Source organism: Phenylobacterium sp., from assembly GCF_035276905.1.
Taxonomy (GTDB): domain Bacteria; phylum Pseudomonadota; class Alphaproteobacteria; order Caulobacterales; family Caulobacteraceae; genus Phenylobacterium.
Window position 1 is genome coordinate 1 of the sequence record NZ_DATELG010000130.1, and the last position, 18,670, is coordinate 18,670.

13 protein-coding genes are annotated in these 18,670 nt (G+C 67.1%); 5 read left to right on the forward strand and 8 right to left on the reverse strand.

What is annotated here, in order from left to right; genetic code table 11:
* Positions 1-137: 137 nt before the first annotated feature.
* The 7 genes from VJS38_RS05970 to VJS38_RS06000 all read right to left on the reverse strand — a co-directional run bounded on the left by VJS38_RS05970 (position 138) and on the right by VJS38_RS06000 (position 7,411).
* A complete protein-coding gene (locus VJS38_RS05970) occupies positions 138-857 on the reverse strand; it encodes a hypothetical protein (RefSeq protein ID WP_324087240.1) in 720 nt (239 codons plus the stop codon).
* Between the two features lie 19 nt (positions 858-876).
* Entirely contained in the window at positions 877-1,290 is a 414-nt protein-coding gene (locus VJS38_RS05975) for a hypothetical protein (protein ID WP_324087241.1), read from the reverse strand.
* Between the two features lie 211 nt (positions 1,291-1,501).
* On the reverse strand, positions 1,502-2,932 hold the full coding sequence (locus VJS38_RS05980) for an NAD-dependent succinate-semialdehyde dehydrogenase (protein WP_414692412.1): 1,431 nt from the start codon (positions 2,930-2,932) through the stop codon (positions 1,502-1,504).
* Positions 2,929-3,246: a 2Fe-2S iron-sulfur cluster-binding protein gene (locus VJS38_RS05985; RefSeq protein WP_324087243.1), complete on the reverse strand. Its 318-nt coding sequence runs from the start codon at positions 3,244-3,246 to the stop codon at positions 2,929-2,931. The genes VJS38_RS05980 and VJS38_RS05985 overlap by 4 nt, the downstream gene beginning before the upstream one ends.
* A gap of 11 nt (positions 3,247-3,257) precedes the next feature.
* Entirely contained in the window at positions 3,258-4,769 is a 1,512-nt protein-coding gene (gene hpaE / locus VJS38_RS05990; RefSeq protein WP_324087244.1) for a 5-carboxymethyl-2-hydroxymuconate semialdehyde dehydrogenase, read from the reverse strand.
* 157 nt (positions 4,770-4,926) lie between these two features.
* Positions 4,927-6,576: an amidohydrolase gene (locus tag VJS38_RS05995; RefSeq protein ID WP_324087245.1), complete on the reverse strand. Its 1,650-nt coding sequence runs from the start codon at positions 6,574-6,576 to the stop codon at positions 4,927-4,929.
* A gap of 154 nt (positions 6,577-6,730) precedes the next feature.
* A complete protein-coding gene (locus tag VJS38_RS06000; protein ID WP_324087246.1) occupies positions 6,731-7,411 on the reverse strand; it encodes a TetR/AcrR family transcriptional regulator in 681 nt (226 codons plus the stop codon).
* Between the two features lie 104 nt (positions 7,412-7,515).
* Here VJS38_RS06000 and VJS38_RS06005 point away from each other — a divergent pair, with 104 nt between their 5' ends.
* The 4 genes from VJS38_RS06005 (at position 7,516) to VJS38_RS06020 (ending at position 15,642) form a co-directional block, all read left to right on the forward strand.
* Positions 7,516-9,648, forward strand: a complete 2,133-nt coding sequence (locus tag VJS38_RS06005; RefSeq protein ID WP_324087247.1) for a TonB-dependent receptor — start codon at positions 7,516-7,518, stop codon at positions 9,646-9,648.
* Positions 9,649-9,662: 14 nt separating this feature from the next.
* The gene (locus VJS38_RS06010; RefSeq protein ID WP_324087248.1) at positions 9,663-12,023 is read left to right on the forward strand and encodes a S9 family peptidase; all 2,361 of its coding nucleotides are present in this window, start codon (positions 9,663-9,665) and stop codon (positions 12,021-12,023) included.
* A gap of 62 nt (positions 12,024-12,085) precedes the next feature.
* Complete coding sequence (locus VJS38_RS06015; protein ID WP_324087249.1) at positions 12,086-14,287, forward strand: DUF885 family protein; 2,202 nt, start codon at positions 12,086-12,088, stop codon at positions 14,285-14,287.
* A complete protein-coding gene (locus tag VJS38_RS06020) occupies positions 14,269-15,642 on the forward strand; it encodes an MFS transporter (RefSeq protein WP_324087250.1) in 1,374 nt (457 codons plus the stop codon). The genes VJS38_RS06015 and VJS38_RS06020 overlap by 19 nt, the downstream gene beginning before the upstream one ends.
* A gap of 4 nt (positions 15,643-15,646) precedes the next feature.
* Here VJS38_RS06020 and VJS38_RS06025 read toward each other — a convergent pair whose 3' ends face one another.
* Positions 15,647-17,335 carry an AMP-binding protein gene (locus tag VJS38_RS06025; RefSeq protein ID WP_324087251.1) on the reverse strand — a complete coding sequence of 563 codons (1,689 nt, stop codon included), beginning with the start codon at positions 17,333-17,335 and terminating at the stop codon, positions 15,647-15,649.
* A gap of 416 nt (positions 17,336-17,751) precedes the next feature.
* Between VJS38_RS06025 and VJS38_RS06030 the strand changes: the two genes are divergently transcribed.
* Positions 17,752-18,426 carry a phosphoribosylanthranilate isomerase gene (locus tag VJS38_RS06030; RefSeq protein ID WP_324087252.1) on the forward strand — a complete coding sequence of 225 codons (675 nt, stop codon included), beginning with the start codon at positions 17,752-17,754 and terminating at the stop codon, positions 18,424-18,426.
* Positions 18,427-18,670: the final 244 nt, after the last annotated feature.

Below are 18,670 nucleotides of genomic sequence, written 5' to 3' on the forward strand. Positions count from 1 at the left end.
GCAATCGACGCAACGATGGCCATCCCGTTCGCGGATGAACTCGCTCCAGCGTCGCAGACAACGGACGCGATTGAGGCCGCTCGCTATTGCCTGATCCAGCCGGTTTAGGGCCGCTTCGACTGAGGCGACCGATGCTGCTACCACGGCGCGCTAGCTAGCCGGGCTTTGGCCCTTGTGGCGGCGGCCGGGCAACTGACCACTGCAATCAGGGTGTTGTGCAGATTCATAAAGCAGTAGAGCGGCGCATCGCCGGCCAACCAGCCCTTCGCAAAGAGAAAGCTGAACACGCTGTCCTGGACGGGGGTCCAGCGTTTGCGCCGTATGCCGGGCCAGATCCAGAGCGCGGGGACCAGATTTGGCGGAAGCTCAGCGCCGGGGCCGGCCACGGCGATGCACGCAAAATCTGATCGGCTGGCGCCGCGCCCGTATTTCAACGCGTACAGGCCAAAGGCGACCTTTTCGACGACGGTGGCGATCCGGCCCATCTCGGGCTCAAATCTGACCCGCCCTTCGCTGTCGATGGACAGGGATTTGATTATCCGGTCGTCCAGACCGGGAAAGGACTGCAGCGACCTATCGAATTTTCCGCCGTCCTCGATCTTGGCGGCGAGATGTGGCGCATCTCCGATGTGAGCAAGCACCACGGCGAGGTATTCCTCGTCGAGGGACCAAGACCGATTGCACGGCCCGCACGCCGGAACCGTGCGAAGGTTGATCGGCCAGGGCTTCTCCAGGAGGGTTTTGGGCGGAACGTGTTCGCGGGTATCGGCCGGCCGTCCGCAATAGAGGCAGAACTGATCAAGTCCTTTCTGGCGTCGGGAGACGCCGGGCCCGAGGGGTAGCTGAAGCTGCTTCACCGGACGAGGTCCCTGTGCATCACACCTCGCCGTCACCCAAAAGGATCTCGGCAGCTAATACCTCGACAAGCGGGTTGTCTGCCTGGACGGCGTGGCGGCTTTCAAGCCGGGCGACCAGCCGTTGGCGAAGCCTGTCTCCGAGAATACCGCTGGGGCTTTCGTCCCTCGGGCGTCGCCGGGGTTTCCAGGCCGCCAGCTTGTGCAAAATGCCGAAGTCGAGGCCATCGACCTGTCGCTGGAGCATGTGGATTCGTTCGTCACGGGAGAACGGCCCCACGGCAGTGTAGCCACGCGACAACCCTAGCGCCTCGTCGACGTCATCCAGCGAAAGCCGCAACGCATCGACGCCTGACGGCGTCAGGGCGAGAGTCGGGCAGCAGTGATGGGGAAAGTTATCGATACAACCCAAGACGAGCGTGGCCAGCTTCGCCACATGCTCGCGACAGCAGTCCGCGACATCACGGTTGACCGCCTAGGCGCACCCAGACTCTCATGACCTCAACCTCTCGAACCGCCCGGTGCGGACCCGCATGCCGGGTGGTGTGGCAGGGGCGCGGCGGCCAACGCCGCCCCATATGCCGATTCGACCGACGAATAGGGGCAGGGCCGCGGTCCGCGGGCGCCGATGGCCCGCCGAGCGCAGGTCAGATCCCCATGCAGATGTACTTGAGTTCCGTGTAGTCCTCGAGCCCGTGGCGCGAGCCCTCACGCCCGAGACCCGAGCGCTTGATCCCGCCGAACGGCGCGACCTCGGTCGAGATCAGCCCGGTGTTGACGCCGATCATCCCCGACTCGACCGCCTCCGCCACCCGCCACACCCGCGCAAGGTCGCGCGAGTAGACGTAGGCGGCCAAGCCGTATTCCGACGCGTTCACGCGCGCCACCACCTCGGCCTCCGTCGTGAACCGCATGACGGGGGTCAGCGGGCCGAAGGTTTCTTCACGCGCGCAGAGCATCTCGTCCGTGGCCTCGGCGATCACGGTCGGCTGGAAGTACCGGCCGCCGAGGCGTTCGCCGCCGGTGAGCACGCGCCCGCCGCGCTGACGCGCGTCGTGGACGTGAGCGGCCACCTTGGCCACGGCCCGCTCGTCGATCAGGGGGCCGACCTGGACGCCGTCTTCCGCGCCCGGCCCGACCTTCAGTTGGGCGACGGCGGCGACCAGTTTCTCGACGAAGGCGTCGTGGACGGACGCCTGCACATAGAGCCGGTTGGCGGCGACGCAGGCCTGCCCGGCGTTGCGGAACTTGGCCTGGATCGCGCCATCGACCGCCTTGTCGATGTCGGCGTCCTCGAACACGACGAAGGGCCCGTTGCCGCCGAGCTCGAGGCTCAGCTTCTTGATCGTCGGCGCCGCCTGCGCAGCCAGCAGGGCGCCCACCGCGGTGGACCCGGTAAAGCTGAGCTTGGCGACCTCGGGGCTCCCGGTCAGCACGCCGCCGATCGCGGCCGCATCCCCGGTGACGATGTTCAGCAGGCCAGGCGGCAGGCCGGCCTCGGCGGCCAGGACGCCCAGCGCCAGGGCGGAGAAGGGGGTCTGCGGCGCCGGCTTCACGACGGCGGCGCAGCCCGCGGCCAGAGCCGGCGCGATCTTCCGCGTCACCATCGCCGACGGAAAGTTCCAGGGCGTGATCGCCGCCACCACGCCGATCGGCTGGCGCATCACCAGGATGCGCTTGTCCGCCGCGTGCGCCGGGACGATCTCGCCATAAAGGCGTTTGGCCTCCTCGCCGAACCATTCGAGGAAGCCGGCGGCATAGGCGATCTCGGCGCGCGCTTCGGCGAGCGGCTTGCCCTGCTCAGCGGTGAGCAGTTCGGCGAGCGGCTCCTGGTGCGCGATCATCAGATCGGCGAAGCGGCGGAGCACGCGGGCGCGCTCCTTCGCCGGCCGCGCCGCCCAGGCCGACATGGCGGCCTGGGCCGCGGCGACCGCGCGCCGGGTCTCGGCCGCGCCGAGATCGGGAACGCGTCCGATCACCTGGCCTGTGGCGGGATCGTCGACGTCGATCCATCGATCGCCGGCGACCCAGGCGCCGTCGATGAGGCAGGCCTCGCGCTTCAGGTCCACGCCGATCAATCCTCGGGCGCGATCCGTACGCGCAGGCCGTCGAGCCGCTCTTCGAGCGGAACCTGACAGGCCAGGCGCGAGGTGGCGTCCCGATGGGACGAGGAGTCGAGCAGGTCGTCCTCGTCCTGGCTGATCGGCGGCAGGGCGTCGGCGAAGGCGGGATCCACGATGACGTGGCAGGTGGCGCAGGAGCAGCACCCGCCGCACAGGGCCAACAGCTCATCGATCCCGGCGTCGCGAATGGCCTCCATGAGCGACTTGCCAGCTTCGACGTTCAACTGGCGCTCGGCGCCGGTACGCTCGGTTACGGTAATGGAAATCATCTGAACGCTCTCTAGACGCCAAGCCGCTGGATCTTGTGGCCGCCGAATGCGAGGGCGACATTCTTCGTCTCCATGTAGAAGTCGAAGCTCCAGTCGCCGCCGTCCCGGCCGATGCCTGAGGCCTTCATGCCGCCGAACGGCGTCGGCAGGTGACGCACGTTCTCGCTGTTCACCCAGACCATGCCGGCCTCCAGCGCGTTGGAGACCCGCAGCGCCCGGCCGACCTCGCCGGTCCAAAGGTAGGCGGCCAGGCCGTAGTCGACGTCGTTCGCCTTGGAGATCGCGTCGGCTTCGTCGTCGAACGGGATCACGGTGAGGACCGGTCCGAAGATCTCCTCCCGGGCGATGCGCATCGACTGCTCCGCGTCGGCGAAGAGCGTCGGCTCGAAGTAGTAGCCTCCGTTCGCCCCGGCCGCATGACGCCGGCCCCCGGCGGCGACGCGCGCCCCGCCCTGCGCGGCGATGGCGGCGTAGCTTTCCACCTTCGCCAGGTGACGCGGGTGGATCAACGGCCCGACCTCGGTGGCGGGGTCGAACGGATCGCCGACCTTCAGCCGGCCGACGCGTTCCACCAGCCGGGCTACGAACGCATCGTGGATCGAGCGCTGCACCAGCAGCCGCGACGAGGACGTACAGCGCTGGCCGTTGAGCGAGTAGATCATGAAGATCGTCGCATCGAGCGCACGCTCGAGGTCGGCGTCGTCGAACACGATGACGGGGTTCTTGCCGCCCAGTTCGAAGTGGACCCGCTTCAGGGTCTCGGCACCCTGGCGCATGATGGCCGAGCCGGTCTTGCTTTCGCCGACGAACGCCACCGCCTTGATGTCCCGATGTTCCGTCAGGCCTTTGCCGGTCGTCTCGCCGAGCCCGTTGACGGCGTTGAAGACGCCGGGCGGGAGGCCCGCCTCCGCTGCGATCTCGACCAGCAGGCGCGCCGAGTAGGGCGACCACTCGGCCGGCTTGTGAACCACGGTGCAGCCAGCGGCCAGCGCCGGCGCGATCTTCCACGTCGACAGCATGAAGGGCGTGTTCCACGGCGTGATCACGGCGACGGGGCCGATGGGATGACGCGTCGTGAAGTTCAGATGCTCCCCGGTCGGCAGCGATTGGCCGTTGGCGGCGTCCGGCGCCCGATCGGCGAAGAAGCGGAAGTTCTCCGCGCCGCGGATCGCCGCCTTCGACATGAAGCGCCAGCATTGTCCGGCGTCCAGGCATTCCACCGCCGCGATCTCGTCCGCGCGCGCCTCGATGAGGTCGGCGATGCGATGGAGGATCTTGCGCCTTTCGGCGCCTGGGGTCGCAGCCCACGCCGGGAACGCGCCCTTGGCCGCCGCCACGGCGGCGTCCACTTCGGCGGGCGTGGCGTCGAGCGCCTGTCCGATCACCTGACCGGTCGCGGGCTCGGTCACCTCGAAGGGCGCTCCCGATCCCGGCAGATCGCGGCCGTCGATGAAATGGCCGAGCGGGCGCTTGCGGAACGGCGCCACGGCGTCGAGCGCGATTTGACGGCGGTCGATGGTCATCGGTTGTCTCCTATGCTCGCCACTGGACGGCGCTCACACCCGCTAAATAACTTAACATGTTAAGTTGTCAACGGGTCTGAGGCTTCAAAGCGACCGCAGGAGAGGGCCGCGGCGGCCGCCTGCGCGCCGCCACGTCCCGCGCCCGACGATCAGCAGGTCAGGCCATTGCAACGCCGCGGCCGCCCGCGGCGGCGAAGCCGGCCTTGTCGTCGCGATACTGAACCGCGCCGGCGAACATGCTGAGGATCACCTTGGCCTCGCCGATCGCCTCCGGCGCAAGGCGGAAGATGTCCCTGTCGAGAACGATCAGGTCCGCCGCCTTGCCCACCTCGATCGAGCCGGTCTCCGTCTCGGCGAAGAGCGCCTCCGCGCCGCGAAGGGTCTGGCTGACGATCATGTCCTGGAGCGGGACGCCTTCCTGCACGCCGCGCTGGATGCGGGGCAGGGGGTTGAAGTCCCAGACGGGATAGTCGCTCGAGCAGGTCGTCGGAACGCCCAGATCGTAGAAGACCTTCGGCGCCGGGTGCCCATCGGCGCGCACGCCGAGCGCCTTGAAGCGGCCAGCGAGCGGCGCCGCCATCGGAAACACGTGCGAGATGATGTGGCGAGAGTCGCGCGGGCCGTTCCGGGTCAGAGCGTATTCGAAGGCGTCGAGCGTCTTCCCATAGGACTCCGTCGAACCGATGTCGTGGATGTAGAGCCGAAAGCCCGCCTTGTCGAACGCGGCCATCGTCGCGTTCAACGAGTCCTGGGCCCACAGCATCTCCTTGCCCGCGCCCGGCACGCCGGTGGCGAAGATCTTGATCGTGTTCAGCTTGAAGTAGCGCCCCCCGGCGAACCGCGCCCGCGTGGCGATCAGTTCGGGGACCTGGGACACGCCCCGGTTCTCGTTGGCCCACTGCGCGACGTTGTAGCGCGCGGTGAGCTTCCCCTCGTCGCTCAGCCGCTGCATGGCGTTGAAGAACGGCAGCGTCGTGACGTGGGTCGGGACGATCGCGCCGGTGACGCCCCGTCGCGCCGCCAGCTGCTGCCAGGACTCCACCGCCTGGCGATACTCCTCCGTCGAGGAATCGGGTTGCGGAAGCTTTGACAAGACCAGGTCGTGCGCGCCGAATTCATGCAGGATTCCGTTCGGCTCGCCGGTCTTCGGGTCGCGCTCGATCACGGCGCCGGCCGGCTCGGGCGTGTCCTTGGTGAGCCCCGCCCGGCGGAGCGCTGCGCTGTTGACCCACAGCTCATGGTGCGACGTCGCCACGATCGCCGCCGGAATGTCGCCCACGAGCTCATCGAGCAGGGCCCGCGGCGGCTTGCCCTGGGCGCTCGCCGTGGCCCTCAGCCATTCGAGGTGAAAGCCGACCCCGCGGATTTGCTGCAGGCCGAGATTCTTCGCCCGATAGGCGGCGATCGCCTGCCGGTAGCTTTCCATGGAGGCTTCGCCCGGGTCGGCCGGGCCGATGGGACGAGGCGCGCCTGGCAGCTTCAGCCAGAACATCTCCTCGGCGCGCAAATAGACGTGGTTGTGCGTGTCGATGAAGCCGGGAAGCACCACGCGGCCGCCGGCGTCAATCACCTGGGTGCGTGCGCCGCGGAAGGCCGAGGCGCCTTCATTCGATCCGACGTAGACGATCTTGCCGGCGCGGATGGCGACGGCCTGAGCCCAGCTGCGCTTTTGATCGACGGTGAAGACCTGGCCATTGCTCAGGATCGTGTCGGCCGCCTCGGGGGCGGCCAGCACGCCCGGTGCGGCTGCAACCAGCATCAGCGCCGGCGTGCTCGCCCAGATCGCTCGTCTTGTCAGCAGAGCCATAGTCGTCCTCCCAGGTTTTCCGAATCGTCTCAGCCACGTCTGGCGAGGCGCCGCAGCGCCAGCGCCAATGTACTACTCATGTTAAGGATCTAGCGCGCGGTTCGCCCCGCGGCAATGAGGCGGACGCGCTTCGGCCCTGGCGCGGCGGGCGCACTTAGGTGTCAGGCGGGCCTGCTCTCCTTCCCGCCGTCATCGCGAGCCCGACGTCGAGCGCCTCGAGCACGCCGTCTGAGGGCAGCTCGCGATCGCAGGCCAGCTGATATTCCGCGCCGGACGCAAGCTGCATGTGGAGCTCGGTCGTCATCTCCAGACCGAGCGGCAAGGTGATCTCTCCTGCAGCTTGCAGCGCGCGCAGGCTCTTGGCGATTCGCTCTCGGTAGAGGTGATAGATCGCCGCCAGACCCTTCGGGTTTTGCTCCATTTGAGAGATCTCGGCGGCGAACTGCAAAGAGAGCCGGAAGCGTTTGCTGTCCCGGCTGCCGTGCTCACGCCGGACGACCTTCAGCGAGGCGACGTACTCGCCCCAGCTGGCGGGAATTGGAAGACGCTGCTCCTCCAGGTGATGAAGGGTGCAGGCGGCGACGATCGCCTCCTCCGTGGTCTTGAAGTGGGTGTAGAGCGCTCCGACGGAGATTCCCGCGGCCTTGCATATGTCGCGCAAGGAGGTCTCGTAGACGCCCTTCTCCAGCAGGACCTCCAAGGCGGCGCGCGCGATCGCCTCGCGCTGCGCTTCCATATAGCTCTCGTCTCGCTTCGGCAGGGCCTTCCCTCCACACTGCGCTGCGTTTTCAGGCAGCGTACACGGTCGCCGCCAAAAAAGTGAGCGCACGCTCATTATCGCATCGCTTGAGCCAGCTTAACTACTGCGACGAAAAATTCCTTGCGCAGAATAAAAAGCGATCGCACGCTTATTTTAGCACAGGAAGGGAGGAAAATCCTATGAGGGGGTTGATCAGCGCGCTGCTCTGCGCGACGTCGAGCTTGGCCTTCGCCGCTCGCGCCGACGCACAGGAGGCTGCGCCGTCGACAGGGGCGACGACGCTCAGCGAGGTCGTGGTGACGGCGCAAAAGCGTGAGCAGGCCTTGATTGACGTGCCGCTGTCCATCACCGCCGTCGGCGGCGCGGAGCTTGCGAGGCGTAACGCGTCGACCATCAACGACCTGCAGTACGCCGTTCCCGGTCTGTCGATCACCGAGTTCTCACCGGGGCAACAGCGGGTGCAGCTTCGCGGCGTTTCCGTCTACAGCGGCCTGCCGACCGTCGGCGTGTACCTGGACGAGCTGCCGCTGAACACGGAGGCGAACCAGACCGGCCAGGACGTCCGTCTGCTCGACATCTCCCGCATCGAAGTGTTGCGCGGCCCGCAAGGCACGCTCTACGGTCAAGGCGCGGTCGGCGGCACGATCCGCTACATCACGAACGACCCGGACCTGTCGCGGTATTCCGCCGCCGTCAACGGCGAGACCGGCGCGGTCAGCGGCGGCGGAACCGACTGGAAGGTGGACGGCGTCGTCAACGCCCCGCTCGTCACCGATCGCCTCGGCGCGCGCCTGGCTGCGTCCTATCAGCACTTCGGCGGTTGGATCGACAATCCTCTGCTCGGCGACAAGAACGTCAACAGCGGGCACGCGCTCACCTTGCGCGGCAAGGTCGCGGTCAGGTTCAGCGACGACTTCAAGCTGACGCTGATGGTTCAGCATCAGGAACTGCGTCTCGGCGCGCAGAACCTCAGCGACGAGAACCATCATGTTTTCGACGCCGGACCGACGCCGTTCCGTTCGAAGGCGACGCTGCTCAACGCCACGGCGACCTACGACACCGGCTTCGCCGAACTGCTGAGCTCGACCGGCTACATCACGCGCCAGGATAGTCAGACCGCCGACCTGACGGCCACCTTCAAGCCGTTCTTGCCGCTGTTCGACGTTCCTTCCGCCGCGGTGCAGAACGTTCTCACCGTCACCGCACCGATCAACAAGATCTTCACCCAGGAAGTCCGCCTGGCCTCGAAGGGCGAGACGCGGCTGGGATGGACGGTCGGCGCCTTCTTCAGGGACTCGAAGGCCACCGCCGACACGATCACCACAGTCACGCCGGACCTCCTGCCGCCCGGGGTGAACTTGTTGGCCGGCAGCGGCACGTCGCCTTCCAACTCGCAGTCCTGGGCCGTGTTCGGCGAGGGAACCTATAAGCTGACGCCCAGGCTGACCGCCCTCGTCGGGCTCCGCTACTTCGAAGACCGGCGCAAGCAGGATTCCACCCAGACGACCTTCGGCTTCACGTCCGTGGACGTCAACAGCGCCAAGTTCACCTCGCTCAGTCCGCGCTTCAACCTGTCCTGGCAGCCCACCGATCAGGTGAACCTCTACGCCAACGTGGCCAAGGGCTTCCGCAGCGGCGGCTTCAACTCCACGTCGGTCGGCGCGGGCCTGGGAACGGTGCCGCCATCCTATGGCCCCGACAAGATCTGGACCTACGAGGCCGGCGGCAAGTTCGTCTCGAGAGATCGCGCGCTTTCCGCCGAGGTCGCCGTCTATCGGAACGTCTGGAATGACGTCCAGACGACCACCAACATCCCCGGCCTGCCGACGAACTTCACGACCAACGGCGGGAAAATCGCCGGCTGGGGCGTCGACGGCTCGGTGACCTACATTCCGGTCCGCGCGCTCACCCTCAGCCTGACGGGCGGCTGGAACAACATGGCGTACAAGACCTCCTCGGTCGAACACCTGGCCGGCGATCGCGTGGACTACGTCCCGCACTTCACGGGCTCCGCATCGGCCGAGTACCGGTTCGACGTCGCCAATCTCCCAAGCTTTGTGCGTGTCGACTACCAGTACGCGGAAGCGTTCCAGGTCTATGTGCGCAACTTCCAGTCAGCGCCGGTCTTCAGCGATCCCCAGAAGATCCTCAACGCGCGCATCGGCGCTGATGGAAACAGCTGGAGCGCCTCGATCTTCGCGCGGAACATCGTGGACCGGAACAGCGTCATCTATCCTCCGTTTGGCGCTCTGATTTATCCCGCCCGCCTTCAGCCGAGGGTGGTCGGCGCCTCGTTGAGCGTCCGCTACTAGTTCAAGGTTACGCGATGTCTGATCTGTCATGGGCGGAACGCTATGAATTCGCCCAAGCCGCCCTTCTTGCGGAGCATTGCGTCGCCAACGGCGCGGTTTACCCGATCTGGCTCGACGAAAGCCGCTTCTGGTACAAGCGCAGCGGCGAAACGGGCCCGGAGTACTGCATTGTCGACGCCGCGACCGGCGAGCGTCGCATCGCGGTCACTCAGGCGGCGTTGGCGCTCGCCCTCGCCGCAGAGCTCAAGACATCGATCGATCCCGGCCAGCTGATCGTCCGCAACCTCGAGTTCGATCTGGAAAGCGATCAGCTGGCGTTCGAGGCCTATGGCGCAGCCTACTGCTATTCGCTGGCCGACGGGGTGCTGCGCCGGGCCGAGAAGCGGTCCGACATGAACTGGCTGGCGTCGCCGGACGGGTCGGCCGCGCTCGTGCTGCGCGACTACAACCTCTGGCTCCGCGATCTCGCGACGGGCGCGGAGCGCGCGCTGACGACCGACGGCGTCGAGTTCTATGCCTACGGCGAGCCGCCCGCCGCCAGGCGGAGCGGCCGGGCGTTCACGCAGGACGCCGTTCCCGAGGCCCTGTGGTCGCCCGATGGCCGCTGGATCTTCACCCTGCAGACGGACGACCGGCAGGTCCCGGAACTTGCAGTGGCCGACTATGCGTTGGGCGAGGGCGTGCGTCCGAAGATCCGGGCCAACAGGACCAGCCTGCCTGGCGATGCGAAGGTCACGGAATTTCGGATGCTCGCCATCGAGGTTGCGACCGGGCGCCAGGTCGAGGCGCGCTATCCGCGTCTCAACGCGGTCCGGATGAACAGCACCCCGTTCGCCGCCGGCCTCGCGTGGTGGAGCGCGGACGGGCGGACAGCCTATTTCGTGGACATCGAGCGCGGCGAGCGCAAGGCGCACGTCGTCGCTTTCGACGTCGCGAGCGGCGCGGTCCGGGTCGCGTTCAGCGAAGAGTCGGAGACCTATGTCGAGGTCAGCGTCATCGTCTATTCGGCGGCGCTGATCACTCCCCTGCCTGAGACTAACGAGCTTGTCTGGTACTCGGAACGCACCGGACGCGGGCACCTTTACCTCTATGACTTGAGCACGGGAGCCCTCCGGAACGCGATCACGGCCGGACCCTGGCAGATCCGCGACGTCCTGAGCGTCGACCCCAAGCGGCGCGAGATCATCTTCCTGGCCGGGGGGTTAAGCGAGGACGCCACCCCCTACCTCGGCAAGCCCTGCGTCGCCTCGCTCGACGGCGGCGATGTCAGGATCCTGTCCGCTGCGCCGGGCGAGCATCGCATCTGGCGTCCGAGCGAGATAGGATTGACGGTAAGGCGTCTCGAAGGGCTGGACCCAAGCCGGATCTCCGGCGTGTCGCCGACCGGCGACTACTTCGTCGAGACCGTCAGCACCGTCGACAGCGCGCCGATAAGTTTCCTGCGTCGCCGCGACGGCGCTGAGATCGCCGTCCTGGAGACGGCCTTGGCCGATCTGCCGGCCGGGTGGAGCGCGCCCGAGCCGGTCCGTTGCACGGCGGCGGATGGAGCGACCGAGATCTATGGCCTGCTCTTCAAGCCGCTCGGCTACGAAGAGGGCCGGCGATACCCCGTCATCGATCTCATCTACGGCGGACCGCAGGTGTCGCACGTTCCGCGCGGACACTTCGCAGACGGCGATCTCGTGAGCTCGTTGACCTACCTGGACGCGATTCACCTCTCGGCGCTCGGCGCCTTCGTCCTGGTTCTGGACGGACGGGGTACGGCGCAGCGCGAGCAGGCGTTCCGGACCGCCTCCTACGGAGCCGCCCACCTGGCGTCGAACCTGGAGGACCACGTCGCCGCCCTCCGGCAGCTCGCCGAGCACCGGCCGCAGATGGATCTCGACAGGGTCGGGATCACCGGCTTTTCGGGCGGGGGCTATATGACGGCCCATGCGGCGCTGCGCTTCGGCGAGGTCTTCAAGGTGGCCGTCGCCGGCTGCGGGAACTACGACCAGGCGCTGTTCTGGCATTCCTGGGGCGAGCGCTACCATGGCGCATTCGACCCTGCGCACTACGCGGCCCAGGCCGCCAAGACCTATGCGGCAGGGCTGACCGGCAAGCTGATGTTCGTCCATGGCCTGCTGGATGAGGGATGCCACCCGGCGGCGCTGTTCCAGCTGGTCCAGGCCTTGATCGAGGCCGACAAGGACGCCGACCTCGTCATCCTGCCCCGCGGCGGGCATGACTGGACGGGATACGGCCTTCGCCGCCGCTGGGAGTATCTGGCGACCCATCTGGTCGAAGCACCGCCGAAGGGAGCTGCGTTCAAGCCTGCGCTCGATCAGATCCTCGCCATCGCCGCCGCCAACGCCCAGGCGCCTGAGGCGTCCTGACTCCAATGACGTGTACTGTTGCGACGGACGCCGTTCGAACAAGGTCGCGTCCGGTCATCCGGATGGTGACTTCGCTTGGCGACCTGGTGGTCGAGCTGGCCGAAGACAGGGCTCCTGTGGCTGTGTCCGCCTTCTTGGCGCAGGTGGATAAGGGTGTTTTCGACGGCGGCAGCTTCGCCAGGATCGTCAACTCCGACAACGACAACGGAACGCCGACCATCCAAGTCGTGCAGGGCTTCTGCAGGACCGGCGTCGCGCACAGCGCCGACGTGCCCGCGGAAATGACGGATGCGACGGGCTTGCTTCACGAAGACGGCGTGATCTCCTTGCCGCGCGTCGATGGCGGCGCGTCGTCCGCACAGAGCTTCTTCCTCTGCCTCGGGGCGCAGCCTGCGCTCGACGCCGGCGGCGGGCGAACGGATGACGGCCTCGGCTTCTCCGCCTTCGGCCGGCTGGTCGCCGGCGCTGACGTCCTGCGCACGATCCATAGCTCGGAGACGATCGAGGACGCGCCGGATCCGTTCCTGCGCGGGCAGGTCGCGGCCGAGCCTGTGCCGATCTACCGCATCGGACGGGAGCGGATGTCGCCGGCCGAACGCCTCGAGCAGCTGGCGCAGGACTATTGGCGGTTCAGGGTCTGGGAGTTTCCGACCGAGGCGACAGCAGCCGGCATCACGACCGAAAACCGCCGGCTGGAGGGAAATGGCGAAGCCGATTACGCCCGCCGCGCCCGGGTCGCCCAGCGGCTGCTTGCCCGCGCGCGGGAAATCGACGGCGGTGCTCTGGACGATGCAGCGAAGATCACCCTGTCGCTGCTCGTGGGCCAGCTGAGCTCGATCATCGACGCCTATCAACTTTGCGAGCACCGGCGCCCGCAGCTCTATCCCTTCAGCGTCGCCGACGCGCCCGACCAGCTGGCGCAGACGACGGCGCTCGACACCTTCGCCCAGCGCGAGGACTTCGCGGCGCGTCTGCAGGCGGCGCCGGCGTTTATCGAGCAGGGGATGGCGCTGCTTTGCGCCGGCTTCGCCGAAGGCCGCCGCGTCCCGCGGATCCTCGTTCCGCGGATCCTCGCCATTCTCGACAGCCACCTGTCTGCGGAGGACGGCCTCGCGGCTCGGATCACCCGCCGCCTGGAGCCCGGCGTTCCCGGCGTCGACGAGGAGCAGCTAGCCCAGCAGCGTCAGCAGATCACGTCCATCCTCAGCAATGAAGTGCTGCCGGCCATCGCAGGTTTCCGGGGCTGCATCGCGATGCTCGGGCCGGAGGAGCTTACGGAAAGCGTCGGCCTGCTGCACGAGCCCGAAGGTCGCGCCTACTACCGCTACAAGGTGCGCCAGCAGACCTCGCTCGACCTCGATCCCGAGGCCGTCCACGCCATGGGATTGGCGGAAGTCGCCCGGGTTCAGGTCGAACTGGACATTGTGCTCGCGGCCATGGGCCGGCCCGGCGAACGGGCCGCGGTCGCCGCGGAGCTCGAGGCGCGAATTGCGCCAGACGCTGCGTCCCTGCTGAAACAGGTCCGAGCACTGGCGAAGCAGATTGACGGCCTTCTCCCGCGCCTCTTCGGGCGATTGCCGCGCATCACCTACGCCGTCGAGCAGTTCACGGCGGACGCCTCCGCCGCCCTCCCGCCCGCGCTTGCCCAGCCGGCGCCGGCCGATCGCGCGACGGCCGGCGTGTACTGGCTCACGGCCTTGCCCGAGCGATGCCCGGAACACCTGCACGTGCCGCTCACGCTTCACGAGGCCTGGCCCGGCCACCTGATGCAGTTCGCCCTGGCCCAGGAGCAGGAAAGCCTGCCGGCGTTCCGGCGTCATGGCTGGAGCGAATACAACGGCTACGTCGAGGGCTGGGCGCTCTATTGCGAGCGGCTGGGCGAGGAACTCGGCCTCTATCGCGATCCGGCCGACCGGTTCGGGCTCTTGAGCTTCGAGCTGTGGCGCGCCGCCCGCCTGGTCGTCGACACGGGCCTGCACTGGAACGGCTGGGGCCGTGATCAGGCGATCGAGTACATGGTCGAGAACACCTTCTTGCCCCGAGGCACGATCGAGGCCGAGGTCGACCGCTACATCGGCATGCCGGCCCAGGCGCTCAGCTACAAGCTCGGCGAGCGGACGATCACAGCGCTGAGAGCGGAAGCCGAAGCCGCTCTGGGCGACCGGTTCGCGCTCAGGGACTTCCACGACGAACTGTTGGCGCTCGGGCCGGTCTCCCTCGACGCCCTTCAAGGCCATATGCGGCGATGGATCGAAGCGAAATGACAGCTGTTGCAGTGACGGCCGGGATCGCCGCGGCCGAGCCCGAGGACTTCGTCCACAAAGGCGGCTGGTACACCCTCGGGGTGATCCTGGCGGTCACCCTGTTCGGCTTCGTCGACCGGCAGGTGCTGACGCTCGCCGCCGCGCCCATGGCCAAGGAGCTGAGCCTGAGCGACGGGCAACTCGGGCTCGTACAGGGTCTGGCCTTCGCAATCTTCAGCCTCGTCGCCACCTTTCCGCTCGCCTGGGCCGCGGATCGGTTCGACCGGCGCTACGTGCTGTCCGCGTGTGTTTTGACATGGTCCATTGGTACGGCCCTATGCGGGCTCGCGCAGAGTTTCGAGCAACTGTTTCTGGCCGCGGTTCTCATCGCCGCTGGCGAGGCTGGGTTGACGCCGATCTGCTATGCGGTGGTGCCCGATCTTTTTTCCGGACGGAAACGGACGCTGGCGAACGGGCTCTTCTATCTGTTCAGCTTCGTCGGCGTCTCGGCGGGGTTGGCGTTGGGCGGGGGCGCGCTTTCGGCGCTCGACCAGCTTCACGATCGTCTTCCGTCCGCCTTGCGGGCGTTCAGTTCCTGGCGGCTGAGCTTCTTCGCCGTCGCGAGCCCAGCGCCCATTTTCATGGTTCTGACCTGGTTCGCCACGCTGCGCCGCCGCGTCGCGGCGCCGACGAGCAGCAAGGGCGCCGAGGATCTCGGCAACTTCATGCCATTTCTCCGGAGTCATTGGGCGACGCTCGCCTTGGTCTTCGCCGCGCTCGCCTTCTATTTCCTCGCGTTCGGCGGATACCTCTCCTGGCTTCCCGTTGCAGCGGCGCGGGTTTTCAACGCCACGCCCGCAGCCAACGGCCTGGGCATGGCGGCGGCGACCTTCGTGGGCATGGTCGGCGGCGTCGGGCTCGGCCAGGTCCTCATGCGTCTCTACGGTCCGCAGCATGGATTGGGGGCGCCGATCCGCACCGCGTTCGTCGTCGCCCTGGCGGGCACGCCGATCGTCCTTGGCTTCCCGTTTATCCAAGCCGCCTGGCAGGGCTATGCGCTCTTTGGCGCCCTGATGCTGGTCGGCACGACGATCGGCTCGCTGGTGCCGAGCATCCTGCAGGACCTGGCGCCGCCTAAGCTGCGCGCCCGGGTCGCCGCCCTCTACACGATCGCAGCAGGACTGATTGGCGGCGCCGCGCCGACCCTCGTCGGCTGGGTGTCGGGCGCACTGGGGAAGGATCCGCGCGGCCTGCTCGTGGCGATCACGATCGTCGCGCTGCCGACCTGGATCGTGACCGTCCTCTTGTTCAGGCTCTCCCAGCGGCGCTTCGCCGATCTGGCGGGCCAGCTTGCGACGGACGCAGCTCGGCCGTAGCTGATCACGCGGTTCTCGAAGCCGTAAGTCCTAATTCTGCGATCATCAGATCGCGCATGATGAACTTCTGCACCTTTCCCGTGACCGTGGTGGGGAAGCTGTCGACAATTTTGAAGTACCGGGGAATCTTGTAGTGAGCGATCTGCCCGCTGCAGAAGGCGCGCAGGCTCTCATCATCCACGGCCGCTCCCGCTTTGGCGATCACCCACGCGCATAGCTCCTCGCCGAACTTTGCGTCCGGCACGCCGATCACCTGCACGTCCTGGATCGCGGGGTGGCGATAGAGGAACTCCTCGATCTCGCGCGGATAGATGTTCTCACCGCCGCGGATCACCATGTCCTTGATGCGGCCGGCGATGTTGCCGTAGCCGGCGTCGTCAAGCACTGCGAGGTCGCCGGTGTGCATCCAGCCGGCGGCGTCCACCGCCTCGGCGGTGCGTTCCGGATCGTCCCAGTAGCCCAGCATGACCGAGTAGCCGCGGGTGCACAGCTCGCCAGTCTCGCCGCGCGGCACGATGCGGCCTTCGGCGTCGACGATCTTGACCTCGAGATGCGGCTGGATGCGGCCGACCGTGGTCACGCGCCGCTCCAAGGTCTCCTCGACGCTCGACTGGAAGCTGACCGGCGAGGTCTCCGTCATGCCGTAGGCGATCGTCACCTGGGGCATGTGCAGGCGCTCGACCACCTGTCGCATGACCTCGATCGGACAGGGTGAACCGGCCATTATGCCGGTGCGCAGCGAACTGAGGTCGAAGCGGTCGAACCGGGGGTGGCCGAGGACGGCGATGAACATCGTCGGCACGCCGTAGAGCGCCGTGCAGCGCTCGACCTCCACCGCTTCCAGCACCGCGCCGGGGTCGAAGGCCTCCGCCGGATAGACCACGCAGGCGGCATGCGTCAGGCAGGCCAGGTTGGCCATCACCATGCCGAAGCAGTGGTAGAGCGGCACCGGCGCGCAGACCCGGTCGTCCGGCGTCAGCCGGATCGCCTCGCCGACGAAGAAGCCGTTATTGAGGATGTTGTGGTGGCTGAGCGTCGCGCCTTTGGGATAGCCGGTCGTGCCACTGGTGAACTGGATGTTAATCGGATCGTCGAACTGTAGCCTGTTCGCCAGAGCTTCCATCGGTCCGCGGGCCTCGGCCTCGCCGCGCGCGAGAAGCTCCGCAAACCGCAGGCAACCGGCGTGGGCGTCCGCGCCAAGGGTGATGACCCGCTCCAGATGCGGAAGGCGTGGCGCGCGCAGCCGGTCCGAGGCGTTCGCCCCGAGTTCCGGCGCGAGCTCGCGGAGCATCGCCAGGTAGTCGCTCGACCTGTGCCTCGGCGCCAGGATCAGCGCGCGGCAGCCGACCTTGTTCAGGGCGTACTCGGCCTCGGCGGTGCGATAGGCTGGATTGATGTTGACCAGCACCAGGCCGACCTTCGCAGTGGCGTACTGCGTGACCAGCCACTCGCTGCAGTTGGGCGCCCATATGCCTACCCTGTCCCCCGGCTGGAGGCCGAGGGAGAGAAGACCGCGGGCGGCGGCGTCGACGCGCTCGCTCAGCTCGGCGTAGGTCCATCGGACGTGCTGGTGGCGGACGATTAGCGCCAGGCGGTCGGGGTGGGCGGCGCATACCGCATCGAAATGCTGGCCGATCGTCTCGCCGACCAACGGCCGCTCGCTTGACCCGCAGACGTAGGATGACCTGCTCATAGGCCGCCCGACGCCTGGTCTTTGACCGCTGTTTCGCCGATTGCAAAGTCGAAGCCGCGCAAGGCGGTGGTCCTTCCTCAGGCCCGGCGTTCTGCGCCGCCGGCTGGCGGCATCATTACTAAAGCTAAAATCGATTGCAACTAGAGCCCCGGCTTGCCCGCAGGCCTCGTCTGGCCCATGATTTTCTCGTCGGGCACGCCGTTACTCCGCTCCGGTGGACAGCACGCCGCGATCGCGCCTTTGCCCGCTACTTCCGCCGGATGCGGGCGAGACCTGCTCGTTCAAGGACCACTGCGGCTTGCCCGGCGCGTATCGGGTCCGCAGGTACGCCGCCAATCGATCAATCTGCCTGTCGGTCAAGCTTTGCCGGAAACCCGGACATTGTGTCGTCCAGCAAGACTGCGGAAAATCTCGGGATGAGAACCCGCATCAAGGTTTGCTGCATCGCCTCAATTGAGGAGGCGCAGCTCGCGATCGACGCAGGCGCTGACGCGCTCGGGCTCGTCGGAGCGATGCCATCAGGGCCTGGGCCGATCGCCGATGAGGCGATTGCTGAAGTTACAGCTTACGCCCCGCCACCAATCGCGACATTTCTGCTCACGTCAGAGCATACGGCGGCGGCGATCTCCGCTCATATCCGCAGGACCCATCCGACTACGGTTCAAATCGTGTCGCATATCGATCCCGCCGAGTCCGCGAGATTGGCGGATCTGGAGCCCCACGTTCGTCGCGTGCAGGTGATCCATGTCGAAGGGGCCTCGGCTCTGGACTTGATGCCAGCCTATACACCCTATGTGCAGGCGTTTCTCCTCGACTCCGGCAGGCCCGCCGCCCTCACGCCAGAATTCGGCGGCACCGGCCGTCAGCATGACTGGACCGTGAGCGCCGAGTTTGTCCAAAGATCTCCGCTTCCCGTGTTTCTGGCTGGCGGACTGTCGGCCGCGAACGCTGCCGACGCGATCAGACAGGTGCGGCCGTACGGCTTGGACCTGTGCTCGGGTGTCCGGACGAACGCTCGGCTGGACCCGATCAAGCTGGCCGATTTTGTGCGGGCGGTGCGGCGAGCGGACGAAGATCTCGCATCGGCTTAGGGCCGTGATCGTGTCCCAGCGTGCCGAATTTCGCATAAGATCTATTAGGCGAGAAACCGGTGTAGCCGCAAAGTGCAAATGTCAGTGCCGCGCAAATTAGAAGCGTGAGCCTCCCTCCAAGCTTGGCTGGGAGGCGGCGTCGGTGGCGGTGCGGATCATGAGCGATGCGGAGCTGACGAGATTCGAGATCTTGCGGGACGTCGACGCCGAGCGATTGCCGGCGCGGTCTGCGGCCGGCGTGCTG

Bases quoted from the DNA above. Each gene is read 5' to 3' on its own strand.
- VJS38_RS05985 (WP_324087243.1), bottom strand. From the start codon at position 3,246: ATGATTTCCATTACCGTAACCGAGCGTACCGGCGCCGAGCGCCAGTTG.
- hpaE (WP_324087244.1), bottom strand. From the start codon at position 4,769: ATGACCATCGACCGCCGTCAAATCGCGCTCGACGCCGTGGCGCCGTTC.
- VJS38_RS05995 (WP_324087245.1), bottom strand. From the start codon at position 6,576: ATGGCTCTGCTGACAAGACGAGCGATCTGGGCGAGCACGCCGGCGCTG.
- VJS38_RS06000 (WP_324087246.1), bottom strand. From the start codon at position 7,411: ATGAGCGTGCGCTCACTTTTTTGGCGGCGACCGTGTACGCTGCCTGAA.
- VJS38_RS06005 (WP_324087247.1), top strand. From the start codon at position 7,516: ATGAGGGGGTTGATCAGCGCGCTGCTCTGCGCGACGTCGAGCTTGGCC.
- VJS38_RS06010 (WP_324087248.1), top strand. From the start codon at position 9,663: ATGTCTGATCTGTCATGGGCGGAACGCTATGAATTCGCCCAAGCCGCC.
- VJS38_RS06015 (WP_324087249.1), top strand. From the start codon at position 12,086: ATGGTGACTTCGCTTGGCGACCTGGTGGTCGAGCTGGCCGAAGACAGG.
- VJS38_RS06020 (WP_324087250.1), top strand. From the start codon at position 14,269: ATGGATCGAAGCGAAATGACAGCTGTTGCAGTGACGGCCGGGATCGCC.
- VJS38_RS06025 (WP_324087251.1), bottom strand. From the start codon at position 17,335: ATGAGCAGGTCATCCTACGTCTGCGGGTCAAGCGAGCGGCCGTTGGTC.
- VJS38_RS06030 (WP_324087252.1), top strand. From the start codon at position 17,752: ATGAGAACCCGCATCAAGGTTTGCTGCATCGCCTCAATTGAGGAGGCG.